Source organism: uncultured Caulobacter sp., from assembly GCF_947036865.1.
GTDB lineage: Bacteria > Pseudomonadota > Alphaproteobacteria > Caulobacterales > Caulobacteraceae > Caulobacter.
The window spans coordinates 14236-32078 of sequence record NZ_CAMQSF010000038.1 but is presented as its reverse complement, the minus strand read 5'-3'; the positions used below and the strand labels follow the sequence as shown (position 1 = coordinate 32078).

At 69.6% G+C, this 17843-nt stretch carries 15 protein-coding genes and 1 pseudogene; 9 read left to right on the top strand and 7 right to left on the bottom strand.

What is annotated here, in order from left to right; all coding sequences use genetic code 11:
* The 3 genes from Q0V34_RS16690 to Q0V34_RS16680 all read right to left on the bottom strand — a co-directional run.
* The coding region (locus Q0V34_RS16690; protein ID WP_297514103.1) for a methyl-accepting chemotaxis protein at nucleotides 1-1793 on the bottom strand (1793 nt) is incomplete at its 3' end.
* Nucleotides 1794-1946: 153 nt separating this feature from the next.
* Nucleotides 1947-2873: a tyrosine recombinase XerC gene (locus tag Q0V34_RS16685; protein ID WP_297514100.1), complete on the bottom strand. Its 927-nt coding sequence runs from the start codon at nucleotides 2871-2873 to the stop codon at nucleotides 1947-1949.
* A complete protein-coding gene (locus Q0V34_RS16680) occupies nucleotides 2870-3550 on the bottom strand; it encodes a DUF484 family protein (RefSeq protein WP_297514097.1) in 681 nt (226 codons plus the stop codon). The genes Q0V34_RS16685 and Q0V34_RS16680 overlap by 4 nt, the downstream gene beginning before the upstream one ends.
* Before the next feature lie 123 nt (nucleotides 3551-3673).
* Here Q0V34_RS16680 and Q0V34_RS16675 point away from each other — a divergent pair, with 123 nt between their 5' ends.
* Complete coding sequence (locus Q0V34_RS16675) at nucleotides 3674-5833, top strand: primosomal protein N' (protein ID WP_297514094.1); 2160 nt, start codon at nucleotides 3674-3676, stop codon at nucleotides 5831-5833.
* Nucleotides 5834-5836: 3 nt separating this feature from the next.
* Here the strand turns inward: Q0V34_RS16675 and Q0V34_RS16670 are convergent, their stop codons facing one another.
* Entirely contained in the window at nucleotides 5837-7420 is a 1584-nt protein-coding gene (locus Q0V34_RS16670) for an MDR family MFS transporter (RefSeq protein WP_297514092.1), read from the bottom strand.
* A gap of 203 nt (nucleotides 7421-7623) precedes the next feature.
* Nucleotides 7624-8403 carry a TerC family protein gene (locus Q0V34_RS16665; protein ID WP_297514090.1) on the bottom strand — a complete coding sequence of 260 codons (780 nt, stop codon included), beginning with the start codon at nucleotides 8401-8403 and terminating at the stop codon, nucleotides 7624-7626.
* A gap of 130 nt (nucleotides 8404-8533) precedes the next feature.
* Between Q0V34_RS16665 and Q0V34_RS16660 the strand changes: the two genes are divergently transcribed.
* From Q0V34_RS16660 to Q0V34_RS16635, 6 genes and pseudogenes are all read left to right on the top strand, one after another.
* Nucleotides 8534-9631, top strand: a complete 1098-nt coding sequence (locus tag Q0V34_RS16660; RefSeq protein ID WP_297514087.1) for an acyltransferase — start codon at nucleotides 8534-8536, stop codon at nucleotides 9629-9631.
* Nucleotides 9632-9698: 67 nt separating this feature from the next.
* Nucleotides 9699-10397: a CHAP domain-containing protein gene (locus Q0V34_RS16655; protein ID WP_297514084.1), complete on the top strand. Its 699-nt coding sequence runs from the start codon at nucleotides 9699-9701 to the stop codon at nucleotides 10395-10397.
* 63 nt (nucleotides 10398-10460) lie between these two features.
* Nucleotides 10461-11420, top strand: coding sequence for a magnesium transporter CorA family protein (locus Q0V34_RS16650; RefSeq protein WP_297514081.1), 960 nt, complete (start codon nucleotides 10461-10463; stop codon nucleotides 11418-11420).
* 107 nt (nucleotides 11421-11527) lie between these two features.
* Entirely contained in the window at nucleotides 11528-12769 is a 1242-nt protein-coding gene (locus tag Q0V34_RS16645; RefSeq protein ID WP_297514078.1) for a pentapeptide repeat-containing protein, read from the top strand.
* A gap of 72 nt (nucleotides 12770-12841) precedes the next feature.
* Nucleotides 12842-14287 carry an alpha/beta hydrolase gene (locus Q0V34_RS16640; RefSeq protein ID WP_297514075.1) on the top strand — a complete coding sequence of 482 codons (1446 nt, stop codon included), beginning with the start codon at nucleotides 12842-12844 and terminating at the stop codon, nucleotides 14285-14287.
* Between the two features lie 133 nt (nucleotides 14288-14420).
* A pseudogene (locus tag Q0V34_RS16635) lies at nucleotides 14421-14549 on the top strand (hypothetical protein).
* A 22-nt stretch (nucleotides 14550-14571) separates the two neighbouring features.
* Here Q0V34_RS16635 and Q0V34_RS16630 read toward each other — a convergent pair.
* Nucleotides 14572-15432, bottom strand: coding sequence for a crotonase/enoyl-CoA hydratase family protein (locus Q0V34_RS16630; RefSeq protein WP_297514072.1), 861 nt, complete (start codon nucleotides 15430-15432; stop codon nucleotides 14572-14574).
* Between the two features lie 78 nt (nucleotides 15433-15510).
* Here Q0V34_RS16630 and Q0V34_RS16625 point away from each other — a divergent pair, with 78 nt between their 5' ends.
* Complete coding sequence (locus Q0V34_RS16625) at nucleotides 15511-16317, top strand: SH3 domain-containing protein (protein ID WP_297514070.1); 807 nt, start codon at nucleotides 15511-15513, stop codon at nucleotides 16315-16317.
* Between the two features lie 23 nt (nucleotides 16318-16340).
* Here Q0V34_RS16625 and Q0V34_RS16620 read toward each other — a convergent pair whose 3' ends face one another.
* Complete coding sequence (locus Q0V34_RS16620) at nucleotides 16341-16775, bottom strand: DUF488 family protein (RefSeq protein WP_297514068.1); 435 nt, start codon at nucleotides 16773-16775, stop codon at nucleotides 16341-16343.
* An 88-nt stretch (nucleotides 16776-16863) separates the two neighbouring features.
* Here Q0V34_RS16620 and Q0V34_RS16615 point away from each other — a divergent pair, with 88 nt between their 5' ends.
* Entirely contained in the window at nucleotides 16864-17751 is an 888-nt protein-coding gene (locus Q0V34_RS16615) for an alpha/beta hydrolase (RefSeq protein ID WP_297514066.1), read from the top strand.
* The last annotated feature ends 92 nt before the right edge of the window (nucleotides 17752-17843 follow it).

Here is a 17843-nt window from a genome sequence, read left to right as displayed (position 1 = left end):
GTCGACGCGCCGCCGACCCGGAACCGGACGATCATCCGCACCAGATAGCCGGCCTCGCCCTTCAGCGAATGGGCGGCGGCCGTCGATTGCTCGACCATGGCCGCGTTCTGCTGGACCACCTGATCCATCTGGTTCACGGCGGCGTTGACCTGGTTGAGGCCGGTGGCCTGCTCCTGGCCCGAGGCGGCGATCTCGCCGACCAGGGCGTCGATCTCACCGACCTTGGCGACGATCGCCTGCAGGGCCTCGCCGGTCTGGCCGACCATGCTGACGCCTTCGTTGACCTGCTGCGACGAGGTCGAGATCAGGGTCTTGATCTCCTTGGCCGCCTCGGCCGAGCGCTGGGCTAGGGCCCGGACTTCCTGGGCCACGACCGCGAAGCCGCGGCCCGCCTCGCCGGCGCGAGCCGCCTCGACGCCGGCGTTCAGGGCCAGAAGGTTGGTCTGGAAGGCGATCTCGTCGATGACGCCGATGATCTGGCTGATCTGCTTCGACGAGTTCTCGATCTGGTTCATGGCCTCGACCGCGTTGCGGACGACCACGCTGGAGCGTTCGGCGTCGTTGCGGGTCGAGCCGACGACCTTGGCCGCTTCCTGGGCGCCGGCCGACGAGCGACGGACCGTGGCGGTGATCTCGTCCAGCGCGGCGGCGGTCTCTTCCAGGCTGGCGGCCTGCTGCTCGGTGCGACGCGACAGATCGTCGGACGCCGCGGCGATCTCGTCGGAGCCGGCGCCGATGCCGCTGGCGGCGTGGACGATGGTGCGCATCGTCTCTTCCAGCTGCACGATCGCGCCGTTGAAGTCGCTTTGCAGCCGCTTGTAGCTCTCGGGGAAGTCCTGATCCAGGCGATAGGTCAGGTCGCCGTCGGCCAGGCGGTTCAGCCCCTCCGCGATGATCTCCATGACCCGCGCCTGCTCCTTGGCGGCGGCCTCGGCGATCTCTTGCACGCGGCGGCGCTCGGTCTCGGCCTCGGCGTTGGCGCGGGCCTGAGCGGCCTCGGCGGTGCGCAGGGCCACGGCGTTGTCCTTGAAGACCTGGACCGAGCGGGCCATGGCCCCGACCTCGTCCTTGCGGTCCGCGCCGTTCACCGCGACCTCGATCGAGCCCTGGGCCAGGGTTTCCATCGTCTTGGCCAGAGACGCCAGGGGCGCGGCGATCTTGCGCGAGCCGATCCACAGCGCCAGAACCAGCGCGGCGCCGGCGGCGATGACGCCGAACAGAATGGAGAAGATGGTCCCGGCCGCGGCCTGCTTCGAGGCCGCCTCGACCATGGCCTTGGTCTCTTCGTTGTGGCTGGTCGTGAAGCCGTTCACGTCCTTGGTGAGGGCGGCGATATCGGGATTGATAACGGCCATGACCATCAGCGCCGCTTCATCCACGTCCTGCAGGCCAAGGTCGGCGCCTTGCCGGGCGCTGGTATAGATCCGGTCCAGGCGCTGGCTGAAATCGGCCACCATCTTTCCAGCGGCGGGTTCGTTCGCTTTGATCACCGCCAGCTGCTTCTTGGCCTCGGCATAGGCGCTATCCAGGTCCGCGCTGGCGCTCTTGGCCTCGGCGGACGACCCTGTATAGGCGACCACGCGATAGGCGGCGTAGCCGATCGTCTGGATCCGGCGGTTGAAGCGGGACGAGGCCAGTTCCGCCGGCGCGCGGCGCTCGGACAGCAGCCGCATGTTCGACTCGACCGTCTTGGCTTCCCAGGTCCCGATCCCGACGATCGCCAGGGCGACCAGCGCCAGCATGAAGGCCGGCAACGCGACCTTGGTTGAGATCTTCAGGTTGTCGAACTTCATCTGGGCCTCGTCGGCGATCGGTCGTGAACGCTAACTTTTTCAGGACCTAGGACGTCTTTCGCCGGTAAAGTCGCGGTTAATGCTCCAGGTTCGGAGGGCTTTCGCGACAGTCGGCCGCACCCGAATCGGGTCGCGAGACACCCTTCGCGCGCATCACGCCTTGGGATGCGCGGCTTGGTAGGCGGCCAGCAGCCCCGCCGCGTCCACCTGGGTGTAGCGCTGGGTGGTCGACAGCGAGGCGTGGCCCAGCAGATCCTGGATCGCGCGCAGATCGGCGCCGGCTCCCAGAAGATGGGTGGCGAAGGCGTGGCGGAAGGCGTGCGGCGTTACCCGATCCGACAGGCCCAGCCGCCCGCGCAGGGTCTGCACCAGACCCTGGACGTGGCGCGGCGACAAAGGCCCGCCGCGCTTGGCGCGAAACAGCGGCTCGTCGGGGGCCAGGGCGAACGGCAGTTCGTTCAGATAGACGTCGATCGCCTCGCGCACCGCGTCCAGCACCGGCACGATCCGGGTCTTGCCGCCCTTGCCGGTGATGCGGATGGCCTGGGCCAACGGCGCGTCGGCCATCCGCAGCGACAGGGCTTCCGAAATCCGCAGGCCGCAGCCCCAGAGCAAGGTCAGGACCGCCTCGTCCCGGGCGGTCTCCCAGGGCTCGCGCTCGGTGTCCTCGGCGGCCTCGGTGATCAGGTCTCGCGCCTGGTCCTCGGAGACGGGGCGCGGCAGGCCGATTTTCAGGCGCGGCCCGCGCACCAGCTCGACGGCCGCGTTGGCGACGCCGTGGCGCTGGTCGAGATAGCGGTGAAAGGCCCGGATCGACGACAGGGCCTGGCTGATCGAGCGCGGCGCCAGGCCGTCCTCGCCGGGCTCTCCCCCTTGCCGGCGGAACGCCAGGTAGCCGCGCAGGTCGGCGGCCGAGACCTCGCCCAGGGCCGACAGGCTCAGGGCCTCGCCCCGGTGGGTCTCCAGGAAGTTGAGATAGGCCAGGACGTTGTCGCCATAGGCCCGCACCGTGCGCGGCGAGGCCCGGCGCTCCAGCGTCAGGTAGTCCAGCCAGGCCTGGTATGCCTGGCGGGCGGTCACAGCACCGGCCAGCGTTCGGCGGTGCGCTCGACCACCCGGGCCAGGAAGTTCACCAGCTCGGTCCCCATGTCGGGCGTGAAGCCTTCCGGGTCCTTCGAGCCGAAGGCCAGTAGGGCCTCGCGGCGCGGCTCCCAGATCGCCAGGCGCACCAGGGCCATGCTGCGCACGGTCTCGGCCTGGTCGCCGAACAGCGGCAGGGCCGGAGCGAAGAAGCCCATCCGCGCGATCGGCGCGTCGCCCAGGATCAGGTCCGTCTGGCCCTCGGCCAGGGCGCACCAGCCGGCCGGCACGCGCGAGGGACCCTCCAGCGCCATGACCCCGGCGGCGAGGCCGAAGCGCAGCTTGGCCATCTCGTCGACCCGGCGGGCGAGGTCGGAATGGTTGCGGGCGTCCAAGAGGTCGATGACCGCGGCGTGGGTCTGGGCCTGGGCGGAATAGTTGGCGCGGGCGTTGGCCTCGATCGCCTGGCGGACGCTGGCCTCGCGCTTGTGGGCGGCGGCGGCCTTGGCCAGGGCCTTGGGGCCGAAATCGATGACATTGTCGGCGGCGACCTTCAGGCCCAACTCGTCCAGCAGGCCCTCGTCGCGCCGCAGGAATTCCGGCTCGGTGCGCAGGAACGCGCGCACGCTGTCCGGGTCGACGGTCGCCTTCAAGGCCGCGCGCGTCGGGTCACTCATCACCAGCCCCACCGTTCGTAAACTGAAGACCTGATCAAGCCTGAAGACGGTTAATGTCGGCTTGACGATCGGGCGGGACAGGCTCTCGACCTGGGGATGGTTTGGCGGCAAAAGGTTCCCGCCATGCCGCGTATCGCCTCCGTCCTGCTGCCCATGCCGTTGCCGGAGGCCTTCGACTACGCCGAGCCCGACGGGCTGGACCTGGCGATCGGCGATCACGTGACCGTGCCGCTGGGTCCCCGCGTGATCCGCGGCGTCGTCACCGCCCTGCGCGACGGGGCCGGCGGCAATCGGCCGCTGAAGCCGGTGCTGGAGCGGGTGGACGATCCGCCGCTGCCGCCGGGCGTCCTGGCCTTCGTCGACTGGGCGGCGCGCTATTCGGTCGACGTTCCGGGCTGGCCGCTGGCCATGGCCCTGCGCGGCCTGCGCCATCCGCCGCCCAAGCCCGACAAGGTCCTGGTCCCGACCGGGACCCAGCCCGCGCGCATGACGCCGGCCCGGCTGAAGGTGCTGGCCGCCGCCGAGGGGGCCAAGCTGTCGTCCGCGGCCCTCGCCTCGGCCGCGGGGGTGTCGGCCGGGGTGGTCAAGGGCCTGGTCGACGAGGGCGCCCTCGCCGTCGCCTTCGTGGAGCCCGAGCGCGGCCTGCCTCAGCCGGATCTGTCCTTGCCCGCGCGCCCGCTGAACCCCGGACAGGCGGCCTGCGTCGAGGTCCTGAAGGACATGCTGGACGCCGGCGACTTCCAGGCCGCCCTGCTCGACGGCGTGACCGGCTCGGGCAAGACCGAGGTCTATCTGGAGGCGGTGGCCGAGGCGCTGAAGGACCCCGAGGCCCAGGTGCTGGTCCTGCTGCCGGAGATCGCCCTGACCCAGGCGGTGATGGCGCGGTTCGAGCAGCGGTTCGGGGCGCTGCCCGCCGAGTGGCACTCGGGCGTTTCGCCGCCGCGTCGGCGGCAGGTCTGGGAGGCGGTGGCCAGCGGGAACGCCCGCATCGTGGTCGGCGCCCGCTCGGCCCTGTTCCTGCCGTTCCGCAAGCTGCGCCTGCTGGTCGTCGACGAGGAGCACGACGGCTCGTTCAAACAGGAGGAGGGCTTCATCTACCAGGCCCGGGACCTCGCCGTCGCCCGCGCCAAGATCGAGGGCGCCTCGGTGCTCTTGGCCTCGGCGACGCCATCGCTGGAGAGCCTGTTCAACGCCCAGGCCGGCCGCTACCGCTGGCTTCGGCTGTCGGCCCGGCACGGCGCGGCGCGGCTGCCCGAGATCGGCCTGATCGACCTGCGCCAGACGCCGCCCGAGCCCGGCCGCTGGCTGTCGCCGCCGCTGATCAAGGCCATGGCCGTGACCCTGCAGCGCGGCGAGCAGGCCATGCTGTTCCTGAACCGCCGAGGCTACGCCCCGCTAGTGCTGTGCCGGGCCTGCGGCGAGAAGATGAGGTCGCCCGACACCGACAGCTGGCTGGTCGAGCACCGCTATACCGGTCGCCTCGTCTGCCACCTGACCGGCTTTTCGATGAAGAAGCCCGACACCTGCCCGCATTGCGGGGCCAAGGACTCGCTGGTCTCGATCGGCCCCGGCGTCGAGCGGGTCGAGGAGGAGGCGCGGCACCTGTTCCCCGACGCCCGGGTGGCGGTGTTCTCGTCCGACACGGTGATGGACGCCGAGGCCGCGCGGAGCCTGGTCGAGACCATGGCGGCCGGCGAGATCGACATTCTCGTCGCCACCCAGGCCGCCGCCAAGGGTCACAACTTCCCGAACCTGACCCTGGTGGGCGTGGTCGACGCGGACCTGAGCTTGCGGGGCGGCGACCTGCGGGCCGGCGAGCGGACCTTCCAACTCCTGGCCCAGGCCGCCGGTCGGGCGGGACGTCACGAGAAGCCGGGCCGCGCGCTGTTGCAGACCTATGCCCCGGATCATGCGGTGATGCAGGCCCTGGCCGCCCAGGACCGCGACGCCTTCGTCGAGGCCGAGATGGCCATGCGCCAAGATGCCGGCCTGCCGCCGTTCGGACGGCTGGCGGCGGTGATCGCCTCGGGACCGGACCCGGCGGCGCTGGAGGCCTATGTCGAGGCGCTGGCGGCGGTGATCCCCAACGCCGAGGGGGTCGAGGTGTTCGGTCCCGCCGACGCGCCCTTGTCGCTGGTGCGCGGTCGCCGGCGCAAGCGGTTCCTGGTCCGGGCCGAGCGCAAGGTCGACCTGCAGGGCTTCATGGCCGCCTGGCGGGCGCGGGCGAAAATTCCAAACTCGGTGCGTGTCGTGATCGACATCGACCCCTACAGCTTCCTGTAGCGCTCAGTTGGCTGGCTCGTCCTTGACCAGGGTCGGGGGCGCGCCGATCGGCTGACGGGACTTCAGCGGCAGGGCGGGGATCATCAGGATCACCGCCAGGCCAGCGGCGATCACGAACAGCGCCGCGACCATCACGCCGCTGACGGCGTCGATCAGGGCGCCTTGCAGGACCGGCGCGGCGTGCGCGGCCTGGCCGTGCGCGGCGGCGCTGACCGCCATTCCTTCGAGCGCGCCCAGATCCAGCCCGCCGCCGGGCAGGCTGGCCAGCCGCGCGGTCAGCAGGGCGCCGGCCAGGGCCGCGCCGACGGTCGAGCCGATCTGTCGGAAGAACTGGTTGGAGCTGGTCGCCACGCCCATGTCGCGCGGGTCGACCGCGTTTTGGGTGGCGATGTTGAACAGGCTCTGGCCCGGCCCGAGGCCCAGGCCGACGATCGCCAGCAGCCCGCACAGCAGCGGCAGGCTGGTGATCCTCGACAGATCATGCAGCAGGAAGACGCCGACCAGCAGCACGCTCGCGCCCGCCAGCATGAACGGCTTGTACTTCCCGGTCTTGGTGACCAGCTGGCCGGCGATGGTGCTGCCGACGATCAGCCCGGCCATCAGGGGCAGCATGGTCATGCCGCTGACCGTGGCCAGCACGCCTCGCCCCAGTTGCAGGAACAGCGGCAGGAACATCACCACGCCCATGAAGGCCATCGAGATCAGGAAGCCGGCCAGGTTGGCGGTCGTGAACACCCGGTTCTGGAACAGGTGCATCGGCAGGATCGGGTTGGACACCTTGGTCTCGACCACCACGAAGGCGACGAGCGCCACCGCCGCCAGGCCGAACAGGAACAGGCTCTGCGGCGAACTCCAGGCGAAGTCGTGGCCGCCCAGGCTCAGCGCCAGCAGCAGCGGCACGAAGGCGCAGATCAGGAGGGCCGCGCCCAGAAAGTCGATCTTGCCCGAGCGGCGGTGCTCCAGCGGCGGCATCTTGACGATGACCATGAAGAGGGAGAGCAAGCTGAGCGGCAGGTTGACGTAGAACACCCAGCGCCAGCCGGCGACGGTGTGGATCCCCAGCCGCACCGTGCCATGATCGGTGAAATAGCCGCCGATAATCGGTCCCAGCACGCTGGCCAGGCCGAACACCGAGCCGAAGATGCCGGCGAACTTGCCCCGCTCGCGCGGCGGATAGAGGTCGGCGATGATCGCGAAGGCCGTGGTGAACAGCGCCCCGCCGCCGATCCCCTGCAGGGCGCGAAACACGATCAGCTGCACCATGCCCGGCACGCCCAGGACCGTCCCGAACTCGCCCGACAGCCCCGACAGCCACGAGCCGGCCAGGAAGATCGAGATGCCGGTGATCAACACGGGCTTGCGCCCGAAGATGTCGCCCAGCTTGCCCCAGATCGGCACCATCACCGTCGAGGACAGCAGATAGGCGGTGGTCACCCAGGCATAGAGGTTGAGGCCGTTCAGTTCGGCGATGATCCGCGGCATGGCGGTCGATACGATGGTCTGGTCCAGCGCGCTGAGCAGGAACACGATCATCAGCGCCGCCAGCGTCAGGCGCCGCTCGGCGTCGGTAAAGGTCTGGGTGGTCATCGGAGCCTTGGAAGCGAGACGGCCGGGGCAGCCGACCTATCACGCTCCCAACGCCGGAAGTAGGGGGGTGGTGCGGCTTCAAGCGCGACGGGTCCGCCCCCGCCCTTCGACAAGCTCAGGGTGAGGGCTACTTTGCGCCGCGCTTCAATAGAAACCTCACCCTGAGCCTGTCGAAGGGTCAGGTTTCGGTCCCTCTGCCCCGCCTACTTCGCCCCCCGCTTCCGCGCCAGCATGTTCAGCCCCTCCACGCCGGCCGAGAAGGCCATGGCGGTGTAGATGTAGCCCTTGGGCACGTGGGCGCCGAAGCCTTCGGCGATCAGCACGGTGCCGATCATCAGCAGGAAGCCCAGGGCCAGCATCACCACGGTCGGGTTGTTGTTGATGAAGTTGGCCAGCGGGTCGGCGGCGAGCAGCATCACCGTGACGGCGATGATCACGGCCGCCACCATGATCGGCAGGTGGTCGGTCATGCCGACAGCGGTCAGGATCGAGTCGATCGAGAACACCAGGTCCAGCAGGATGATCTGGAAGATCGCCGCGCCGACATTGGAGATGACCATGGTGGCCTTGTCCTTCTCCAGCACGTCGTCGCTCCGGCCGGGGTCGACCGTGTGGTGGATCTCCTTGGTGGCCTTCCAGATCAGGAAGGCGCCGCCGGCGATCAGGATCAGGTCGCGCCACGAGAACGCGGTCTCGAAGCTCGGCTCGCCGTGCGCGCCCGCCGGACCGGCGATCCCCAGATCGAAGACCGGGGCGGTCAGGCCGACGATGAAGGCGATGGTCGACAGGAGAACAAGGCGCATGATCAGCGCCAGGGAGATGCCGATGCGCCGAACCTTGGTCCGATGCTCGGCGGGAAGCTTGTTCGACAGGATCGAAATGAACACCAGATTGTCGATCCCCAGCACCACTTCCATCACCACCAGGGTGACCAGCGCCGCCCAGGCGGCGGGGTCGGCGATCAGGCTAAGGAGTTCGTTCATCGGTCCTCGCTAGGATAAGGGGCTGAGCCGCCGTTTCGCGTACGCATACATGTAACACAGCGAAGTGGGTGGGTAACGCTCGACTTTCCACTCCGAAGGTGGAATCGCGAGCCCTTAAGGAACGCCGTCGATGCCGGACGCCGCCCAGATCAGGCCCCTGACCGCCCTGCGGTTCTTCGCCGCCTTCTGGGTGGTGCTCTACCACTACTGGCCCAAGCTGGACGTGGGCTTCACGCCGACGATCGCCGCCAAGGGCTATCTGGGGGTCGAGGCGTTCTTCACGCTGTCGGGCTTCATCCTGTGCCACGTCTATGTGCGCGGCTTTGGCGAGGGGCGGTTCCGCTATGGCGACTTCCTGTGGAACCGGCTGGCGCGGGTCTATCCGCTGCACCTGGCCACGCTGGTCGGGGTCGGCGCCATGGCCGTTGTCGCCACCATGGCGGGCCTGTCGGTCGATCCGAACATCCTGGCGTGGAAGGCCCTGCCGGCCAACCTCCTCCTGGTCCACGCCTGGGGCTTCGCGCCGGTGTCGGGCTGGAACCACGCCTCTTGGTCGATCTCGGCCGAGTGGTTCGCCTATCTGACCTTCCCGGCCTTCGCCCTCGCCGCCTGGCGGCTGCGCGCGCGGCCGGTCTCGGCCGTGCTGGGCGCGCTGGCTTTGATCGCGGTCCTCTATCCGGCGTTCCAGGCCCTGGCCGGCTTTCCGCTGACGGAAGCCACGATCCAGTGGGGCGCCCTGCGCATCGTCCCGTGCTTCGCCTATGGCTGCGCGCTGCACGCCCTGTGGCGCTCCGGCCGGGTCCCGGACCGACTCAGCGGCTACGGCGCCGCTTTTCTAGGCGTCGCGACGCTCGCCGCCGTGCGATTTTCCCTCCCCGATCCGGTGATCGTGATGCTTTTTGGAGCACTTATTTTCATGCTCGCCAGCCTCGCCAGAGCCGGTTTCGAGTTTGCTGGACAGTCAGTCTTCACCTATCTTGGCGAGATCAGCTATTCCACCTACATGATCTGCATTCCGTGGAAGATCCTCGCGATCAATGCCGCCGCCCGCCTTCTGAACATAGAGGGCGAGAAATTGCCGCTTCTGATCTGGGTCTTGATTGTCGCCGCGCTTGTCCCGCTGTCGGCGATCTCCTATCATCTAATCGAACGTCCGTGTCGCGAGGCCATGAAGTCTTTCGCGGCGCGATGGAAACAGCGGCGCTTGGCGTTCGCGGGTGCGGCATAAACACTCTTTTCACGTCTTTCCTGGAAGGTTAGACCTTCACCCAGTGACGCGGGGGAGTACCCACAGCATGACGAAACGGACGAGGGCCCTGCTGGGTTCCCTGGCCGCTGCCGCCATGATCAGCTTCGCGCCGATGGCGGCGAACGCCGACGGTTACTGGCAGTGCGTACCTTTCGCCCGACTGATGTCGGGCATCCAGATTTTCGGCGACGCCCGCACGTGGTGGAGCCAGGCCGCCGGCCACTATGACACCGGCTCGATTCCGAAGATCGGCTCGGTCCTGGTGTTCAAGCCCACCGCCCGCATGAACCTCGGCCACGTGGCCTTCGTCAGCCAGGTGCTGACCGACCGTGTCATCCAGGTCACGCACGCCAATTGGTCGATCATCGAGGGCGATCGCGGCCAGATCGAAAAGGACGTCACCGTCGTCGACGTCTCGCCCAACGGCGACTGGACCCAGGTCAAGGTCTGGTACGACCCGATCCGCGATCTGGGCACCAGCGTCTATCCGACCAACGGCTTCATCTATCAGGACGCCCAGGCGATGAAGATCGCCGCCGCGACCAGCAAGATCGCCATGGCCCAGAACGCCGTGGTCTCGGCGGCCAAGTCCGCCGCCAACCAGGTGGCCGCCTCGGTCCGCGCCTCGCCGCTGGACATCATCAGCCAGGCCGCCGACCAGACCGACCGCATCGCCGCTCTGATCGAGGCCGCCACCGGTGGCGGTTCGAGCGACGCCAACAACAAGCAGAACGCGCCGCGCTGATTTCGCGCGCGTTGACCTGAAGCTTGGGCCGGGGCAAACCCGGCCCGTAGCGAGGGTGCGACCATGCTCAGAATTCTGCGTCACGGCGCGCCGGGCTTCGAGGCCGCCGGCCTGTCGCCCGACTGGCGGCTGCCCGCCGACGCCGTCTGGATCGAACTGGTCGATCCCACCCGCGCCGAGGAAGTCGCCGTCGAGCAGTCGATCGGCCTCTTGCTGCCCACCCGCGAGGAGATGGCCGAGATCGAGGCCTCCTCGCGGCTCTATCAGGAAGACGGCGGCACGTTCATGACCGCCACGGTGCTGGTCAACGCCGACGGCGACCTGCCGACCGCCGCCCCCGTCACCTTCGTGCTGCACGGGACCAAGCTGGTCACCATCCGCTATGTCGAGCCGCGCGCCTTCTCGATCTTCGCCGCCCAGGCCGAGCGCCAGCCCAGCCTGTGCCCCAACGGCCTGCAGACGTTCCTGGGGCTGCTGGACGCGGTGGTCGACCGCACCGCCGACATCCTCGAGCGCACCGCCGCCGAGGTCGAGGTGCAGTCGCGCGCCATCTTCGGCCGCCCGCGCGGCGCGGCGTTCGAGCAGATCCTCAACCGCCTGGGCCGGGCCCAGAACGTCAATTCCAAGGCGCGCGACAGCCTGGTCAGCCTGGCCCGCCTGCTCAGCTTCGCGGCCCTGGCCGAACAGTTCGACGGCTCCAAGGACCTGCGCGACCACCTGAAATCGCTGCAGCGCGACGTGCAGTCGATCACCGACCACTCCAGCTATCTGGCCGGCAACATCACCTTCCTGCTCGACGCGGCGCTGGGCCTGATCAACATCGAGCAGAATTCGATCTTCAAGGTGTTCTCGGTGTTCTCGGTGGTGCTGATGCCGCCGACCCTGATCGCCGGCATCTACGGCATGAACTTCGAGCACATGCCGGAGCTGCGCTGGGCCGAGGGCTATCCGATGGCGATCCTGCTGATGGCCCTGGCCGCCGCCGCGCCCTTCCTGTGGTTCCGCCGCAAGGGGTGGCTGTAGCCGCGGCCCCCGCGACTTTCTGTCGCGGTCTGAACGTTTGCTTAAAGCTGATCAGGCAACCTTGGGGATTAGTCCGGCCCTTCGACCGCAGAGGTTCCGCGCCCCCGATGTCCGCCGCCGCGTCTTCACGACCGAGCTTGATCCGAACCCTTCACGCCTCGCTGGTGCGTGACATGGTCGAGGCGCACGCTCGCTATCTGAAGGGCCTGCCGAACGGCCGGCGGGCGGTGCTGCAATACGTCAATCTCAACAATTACGAGCTGGACGGCGCGAACCTGGCCGAGGCCGACCTGACCGGAGCCCTGCTGGGCGGCGCCTCGCTGCGCGGCGCTAAGCTGACCCGCGCCACGCTGTACGGCGCGGACCTGCGCGACGCTGACCTGCGCGACGCCGATCTGTCGCGCTGCGACATGCGCGGCGTCTGTCTGCGCGGCGCCAATCTGGGCGGCGCGGATCTTTCGGGCTGCGACCTGCGCGAGGGCGTCACGGCGGTGCAGGACGACGAGAAGGGCCTGCGGATCCTGGAGCACGACAAGCGCGCGGGCGAACTGGACTACGCGATGCTGCAGGGCGCCAATCTCAGCGGCGCGCAGATGTCCGGGGCTTTCGCGCGGCAGGCCGACTTCACCGACGCCGACCTCTCGAACGTCTCGCTGCAGGGCGCCAAGCTGAGCCACGCGGTGATGGACGGCGCCAACCTGTCCGGCGCCAACCTGCACAACGCCGACATGGCCCGCGTCTCGCTGCGCCGCGCCGTGCTGGTCGGGGTCGACGTGCGCGGCGCCGACCTGACGGACGCGGACCTGACCGAGGTGCTGCGCGCCCCGCCGCCGATCATCTATGTCGACGACCAGCCCCTGAACGAGGTGCTGGAGGCGCACGAGCTGTTCTGCAAGACCGAGGGCCGCGACGGCGCCGTGGCCAAGGTCGCCGACATCGACTTCCGCCCCCTGCGCCGCCTGAGGGGCCGTCGTCTGTCGGGTCTGTGCGCGCCGAAGGCGGTGTTCTTCGGCATGGACCTGGAAGGCGCGCAGCTGCAGGGCGCCAATCTTTCGGGCGCGGACCTGCGGGGGGCCAAGCTGCGCGGCGCCGATCTGCGCGGCGCGCGGCTGGTCGACGCCAAGCTGAACCGCGCCGACCTCACCGACGCCAAGCTGGGGCCGCTGAGGATCGCCGAGGATCGCGTGATCCGCACCGACATGACCCGCGCCGTGCTGCGCGGCGCCGATCTGCGGGGCGCCAGCGCGCCGCGCGCGCGCCTGGTGGAAGCCGATCTGTCGAGCGCCCGTCTGGAGGGGGCCGACCTCGGCGGCGCCGAGCTGCCCGCCGGATTCCAGCCGCCCGCCTGAAAAGTGGGGTTAACCGAGCCTTGCGGCCTCGCGACGCTTGGTGTTGATGCACGGAAACCGCTGGAGTTTCCGATGTCGCCTCGTCCCTGGATCGCCGCCGCCCTGGGCGCGCTCGCCCTGTCCGTCCTGGGAACGACGGCTCTGGGAACTCCCGCCCATGCGAGCCCGGCGGCCTTCCAGCCCAAGGCCTGCGCCGGCGACTACAAGGCCAGCGGCCTGAAGGTGGAGTGCGGCGACCTGATCGTCGACGAGACGCGGGGCGATCCCAAGAGCCGGCGGATTCGCGTGGCGATCGCCATCGTCCACGCCGCCCAGCCCAAGACCGGCCTGCCCCCGGTCATCTATCTGCACGGCGGCCCCGGGGGCTCGGCCCTGGACGGCCTGCCGCGCATGCTCGCCAGCCCGGCCCCGCGCGAGTTCGTCGCCGTCGACCAGGACTGGATCTTCATGGACCAGCGCGGCGGCGGCCAGTCCAGCCCCAAGCTCGACTGTCCCGGAACTCACCTGACCGACGTCGGCCCGCCCACCGAGGCCGACGCCCAAGGCATCGTCGCCTGCCTGAAGGCCTTCCAGGCTAAGGGCGTCAACCTCTCGCGCTACAACGCCGTCGAGGTCGCGGCCGACGTCCAGGATCTGCGCAAGGTGCTGAAGCTGAAGCGGATCGACCTGTTCGGCGGCTCGTACGGCACCCGCATCGAGGCGGCGATCCAGACCCACGCGCCGCAGGGCGTGCGCGCCGTGGTCCAGGACTCGCCCTGGCCGCCCGAGGCCGACTGGACCGTCGGCGGCCCGGCCATGGTGTCCAGCTCGATCGACATCGTCATGAAGAAGTGCGCGGTCGTGGCCGACTGCGCCCGCCGCTATCCGGACCTGAAGGCCAAGCTGGCGGTCGTCGCCGACCGCTTCCTGGCCGGCCCCCAGACCGTCGGCGGCAAGACCTACACGGCCGACGACCTGGGCGGCTATCTGATGGACGCCAGCTATTTCACCGCCGGCGTGCTACCGCGCGACCTGTGGAAGATCATCCAGGGCGATCTGTCGCCGGTGCAGGAGTTCGTCGAGAACCGCGACTACTACAGCGAGGGCCAGTTCATGACCCACCTGTGCAAGGAGGAGATCCCCTTCGAGGACCGCGCCGCGGTGGCCAGCGGCACGGAAAACGACCCCGTCGCCCGCCTGATGGTGGTCTCGATGCAGCGCATCCACGACGTCTGCAAGGCGATCGACGTCGGCCCGATCTCGAAGGTCGAGCAGGCCCCGGTCAAGACGGCCATCCCGACCCTGTTCCTGGCCGCCGAGATCGACCCCGGCTGCCCGCCCGAACTGACCAAGGCCGCGGCCAAGGGCTACCAGGGCTCGCAGGTGGTGATCGTCACCAACGCCACCCACGGCGTCTCGCGGAGCAGTCCGTGCGCCCGCAAGATGATCCGGAGCTTCTTCCAGGATCCGACCAAGCCGGTGGATCGCGGCTGCCTGCCGGCGGCGGACACGCCGATGAGCTTTACCTACGCGGGGTGACGGGGCGAAACCCGCTCCCGACGGGAGAGGGCGGGGCCCATCGCGCAGCGATGGGAGGGTGAGGGTGTGCGGCGTTGGCGGAAAGGGCCCTGGGAGCGGACGTTCCGCAGGGCCGAGAAGGGTGGATGGCGGCATGCTCCCTCTCCCATGGGAGAGGGTTGGGGTGAGGGGTTACAGCGTCTGACGGAGTGCCGGCACGCCGTCAGACCTCGTAACCCCTCACCCTCCCACCGCTTCGCGGCGGGCCCCTCCCTCTCCCTAAAGGAGAGGGTTTCCCGTCACCTTCACATCTTCTTCTTCAGCGGCAGCAGGTCCGGATAGACCGGCTCGCGCTTCTGCGCTTTCGCCGTGAACGCCTCGGCCATGTGCGGGCCGCTGAACATCCCCGTCTGCCAGGTGGCGATGTAGTCCAGCGCGTCGGCGATCGAGTGATCGCGGGCGTAGTTGATCATCACCTTGCTGCCGGCCACGGCCAGCGGCGACTTGGCGGCGATCTCGCGGGCGGTCTCCAGGGCGTGGGCGACGACCGCCTCGTGGGTCTCCAGCACCTCGTTGACCAGGCCGATCTCGCGGGCCCGCGCCGCCGGCAGGCGGCGGCCGGCATAGGCCAGCTCCCGCACCCAGCCCTCGGGGATCAGCTTGCACAGACGCGGGAAGGTGCCGACGTCGGCGGTCATGCCGATATTGATCTCCTGGATCTGGAAGAAGGCGTCGGCGCTGGCGTAGCGGATGTCGCAGGCGCTGATGAAGTCCACCGCCCCACCGATGCAGCCGCCCTGGATCGCCACGATCACCGGCATGCGCGCCCTGTCCAGGCAGCTGAAGGTCTCCTGCAGGTGATGGACGAAGCGGCGGAAGCTCTCGGCGGCCACCCAACGGTCGGCGTCCTGGCGGGCGGTGACGCTCTCGTCATCGGTGAACACCGACAGGTCCATGCCGGCGCTGAAGTGCTTGCCGGTCGAGGAGATGACGATGCAGCGCGCCAGGGCGTTGTCGTCAATGTGTTTCACAATCGCGGGAAGCTCGTTCCAGAACGGCCGGGTCATGGTGTTCATGGCTTCCGGTCGCTTCAACTGGATGTGCGCGACGCCGGCCTCGATCTCGACCTTGAAACAGCTATAGTCCGCCTGATCGTGGCTGCTCATGCCCGGCCCTCCCTTTTCTGTCCCGAGACTATCGGTCGGAGCGGGAGCGGCGACAACACTGACCCTGGGGAAGACGACATGACCCTTCGCAAGTCCGCCATGCACAAGCTGTCCCTGGCCCTCGCCCTGGCCGCCATGACGAGCGCCAGCCTGGTCGCCGCGCCGGCGCCGGCCGTGGCGCAGTCGCGCGGCCTCGGCGGCCTCTTCTCGTGCGAGGGCTCGGGCAAGAAGCAGGAGGGCGGCGCCCTGCTCGGCGCGGCCGCCGGCGCGCTCTTGGGCCGCACGATCGCCAAGAACGACAAGACCCTAGGCACGCTGGTCGGCGCGGCCGCCGGCGCCGCGGCCGGGGCCTATATCGGCTGCCGCATGCAGTCGACCGACGCGGCCATGGCCGAGCAGGCCACCAAGAAGGCGCTGGAGACCGGCGTCGCCCAGACCTGGAGCAATTCGCGCACCGGCAATTCGGGCCGCGTCGCGGTGATCTCGTCCAGCTATGGCCCGCCGATCGACGGCCGGAGCCTGCGCTTCGCCCAGGGCGTCGAGAGCCTGCCCACCTACGAGGCGGCCGGCGGGGCCTATGTCGCCAACGCGGCCGCCAACCTGCGCGCCGGGCCGTCGGCCAAGGCGCCGGTGGTCGGCAAGCTGGCGGCCGGCGAGAGCTTCGACGCCCTGGGCGTGACCTCGACCGGCGGCTGGATCCTGGTCGGTCGCGGCGGCCTCGGGGTCGGCTACGCCGCCGCCTCGCTGGCGCGGCCCTATGGGCAGCAGGTCGCCAGCTGCCGGGTGATCGACGCCACCGTCTCGGGCGGCGGCCAGGGCGCGTCCAGCCAGCGCTACAGCGCCTGCAAGGACGGTCGCGGCGAGTGGCAGCTGACCCAGGTCTAGGGGCGGGGACGACTCCCCCGCCGCTACAAGTCCACCACCTCGCACTTCAGGGTCGCGCGGATCCGCGCCGCCACGATCTGGCGGTGGCAGCAGTTGGCGTCGTCCTCGTAGCAGAGCAGGGCGATCCGACGGGTCTTGGCCAGGTCGGTCGCCTGGGCCAGGGCCAGCTGGGCGGCCGGTTCCTCCAGATGGGCGTCGAAGATGGCCCGCATCTCGTCGATCCGGCCGGCGCGGGCCGCCTCGCGTCCGGGCTTGGGCGTGCCCAGCGCCCGCAGGTGCAGGTAGTCGATGCCCTCGGCGTTCAGGCTGTTCCCCAGCAGGGTCTTGGAAAAGCCGGCCTTGCGTGAGCTGGCCACCGCCCGCACGTCGACGACCAGCTCGACCTCGGCGGCCTTCAGGCGGGCGATCAGGCCGCCTTGGGTGTCGGTCTCGTAGCCGATCGTGGCGAGCGTCTTCATCCGATCTCCTTCCCGAGGGGCGGCCGCATGGACGCGGCGGCCGCGCGCGCCTACCTTAACCCGTGAACGCCCTCAAGGAGCCACGCCCATGGACGCGGCCGTCTTTCGCGAACCCCGCAAGCGCGCCGTGCCGGTCGCGGGCGGAGAGATCGCCGCTCTGGAGTTCGGACCGCCCGATCGGCCGATCGACATCGTCTTCGTCCACGCCAACGGCTTCAACGCCCAGACCTATCGCGTGCTGCTCTCGCCGCTGGCGGCGGGGCTGCGGGTGCTGGCCATCGACCAGCGCGGCCACGGCGGCACGCGCCTGCCCGCCGAGCCGGAGGGACGCCGCTCCTGGCGCGACCTGCGCGACGACCTCGTCAACCTGCTCGACGCGCTGGACGGCCCGCCGGTGGTGCTGGCCGGCCACTCGATGGGCGGCACGGTCAGCCTGCTGGCCGCCGCCGAGCGCCCCGCGCGGGTCAAGGGCCTCGTGCTGCTCGACCCCGTGATCATGCCCTGGCTGGCCACGCTCTACGCCAAGGCCCCTTGGACCTCGGGCCGGCTGTGGAAGAAGATGCCGCTGGTCCAGTCGGCCCTGCGCCGCCGCGCCGTGTTCGACGACCGCGAGCAGGTGTTCGCCGGCTACAAGGGCCGCGGCGCCTTCAAGACCTGGCCCGAGACCATGCTGGCCGACTATGTCGCCGGCGGCTTCGTCCAGCGCCAGGACGGCAAGGTCGAACTGGCCTGCGCCCCGGCGTGGGAGGCCTCGAACTACGCGGCCCAGGCGCACGATCCCTGGCGCGCCGCGCGTCAGGTGGCGGCGCCGGTGCGGATCCTCAAGGCCGAGAAGCACTCCACCTGCCACGCGGGCCAGGGCTTTGGGCGCGGCCGCGACGTGCGGATCGAGACGGTCGCGGGGACGACCCACTTCCTGCCGATGGAGCGCCCGGACCTGGTCCGCGACGCCCTGTTCGAGATGGCGACGGCCTGAGGGCCTGGAAACCTCGCCCTTCGACAGGCTCAGGGTGAGGTTTCCCCCAAGCGCCGGAAGCAGCCCTCACCCTGAGCTTGTCGGAGGGCGAG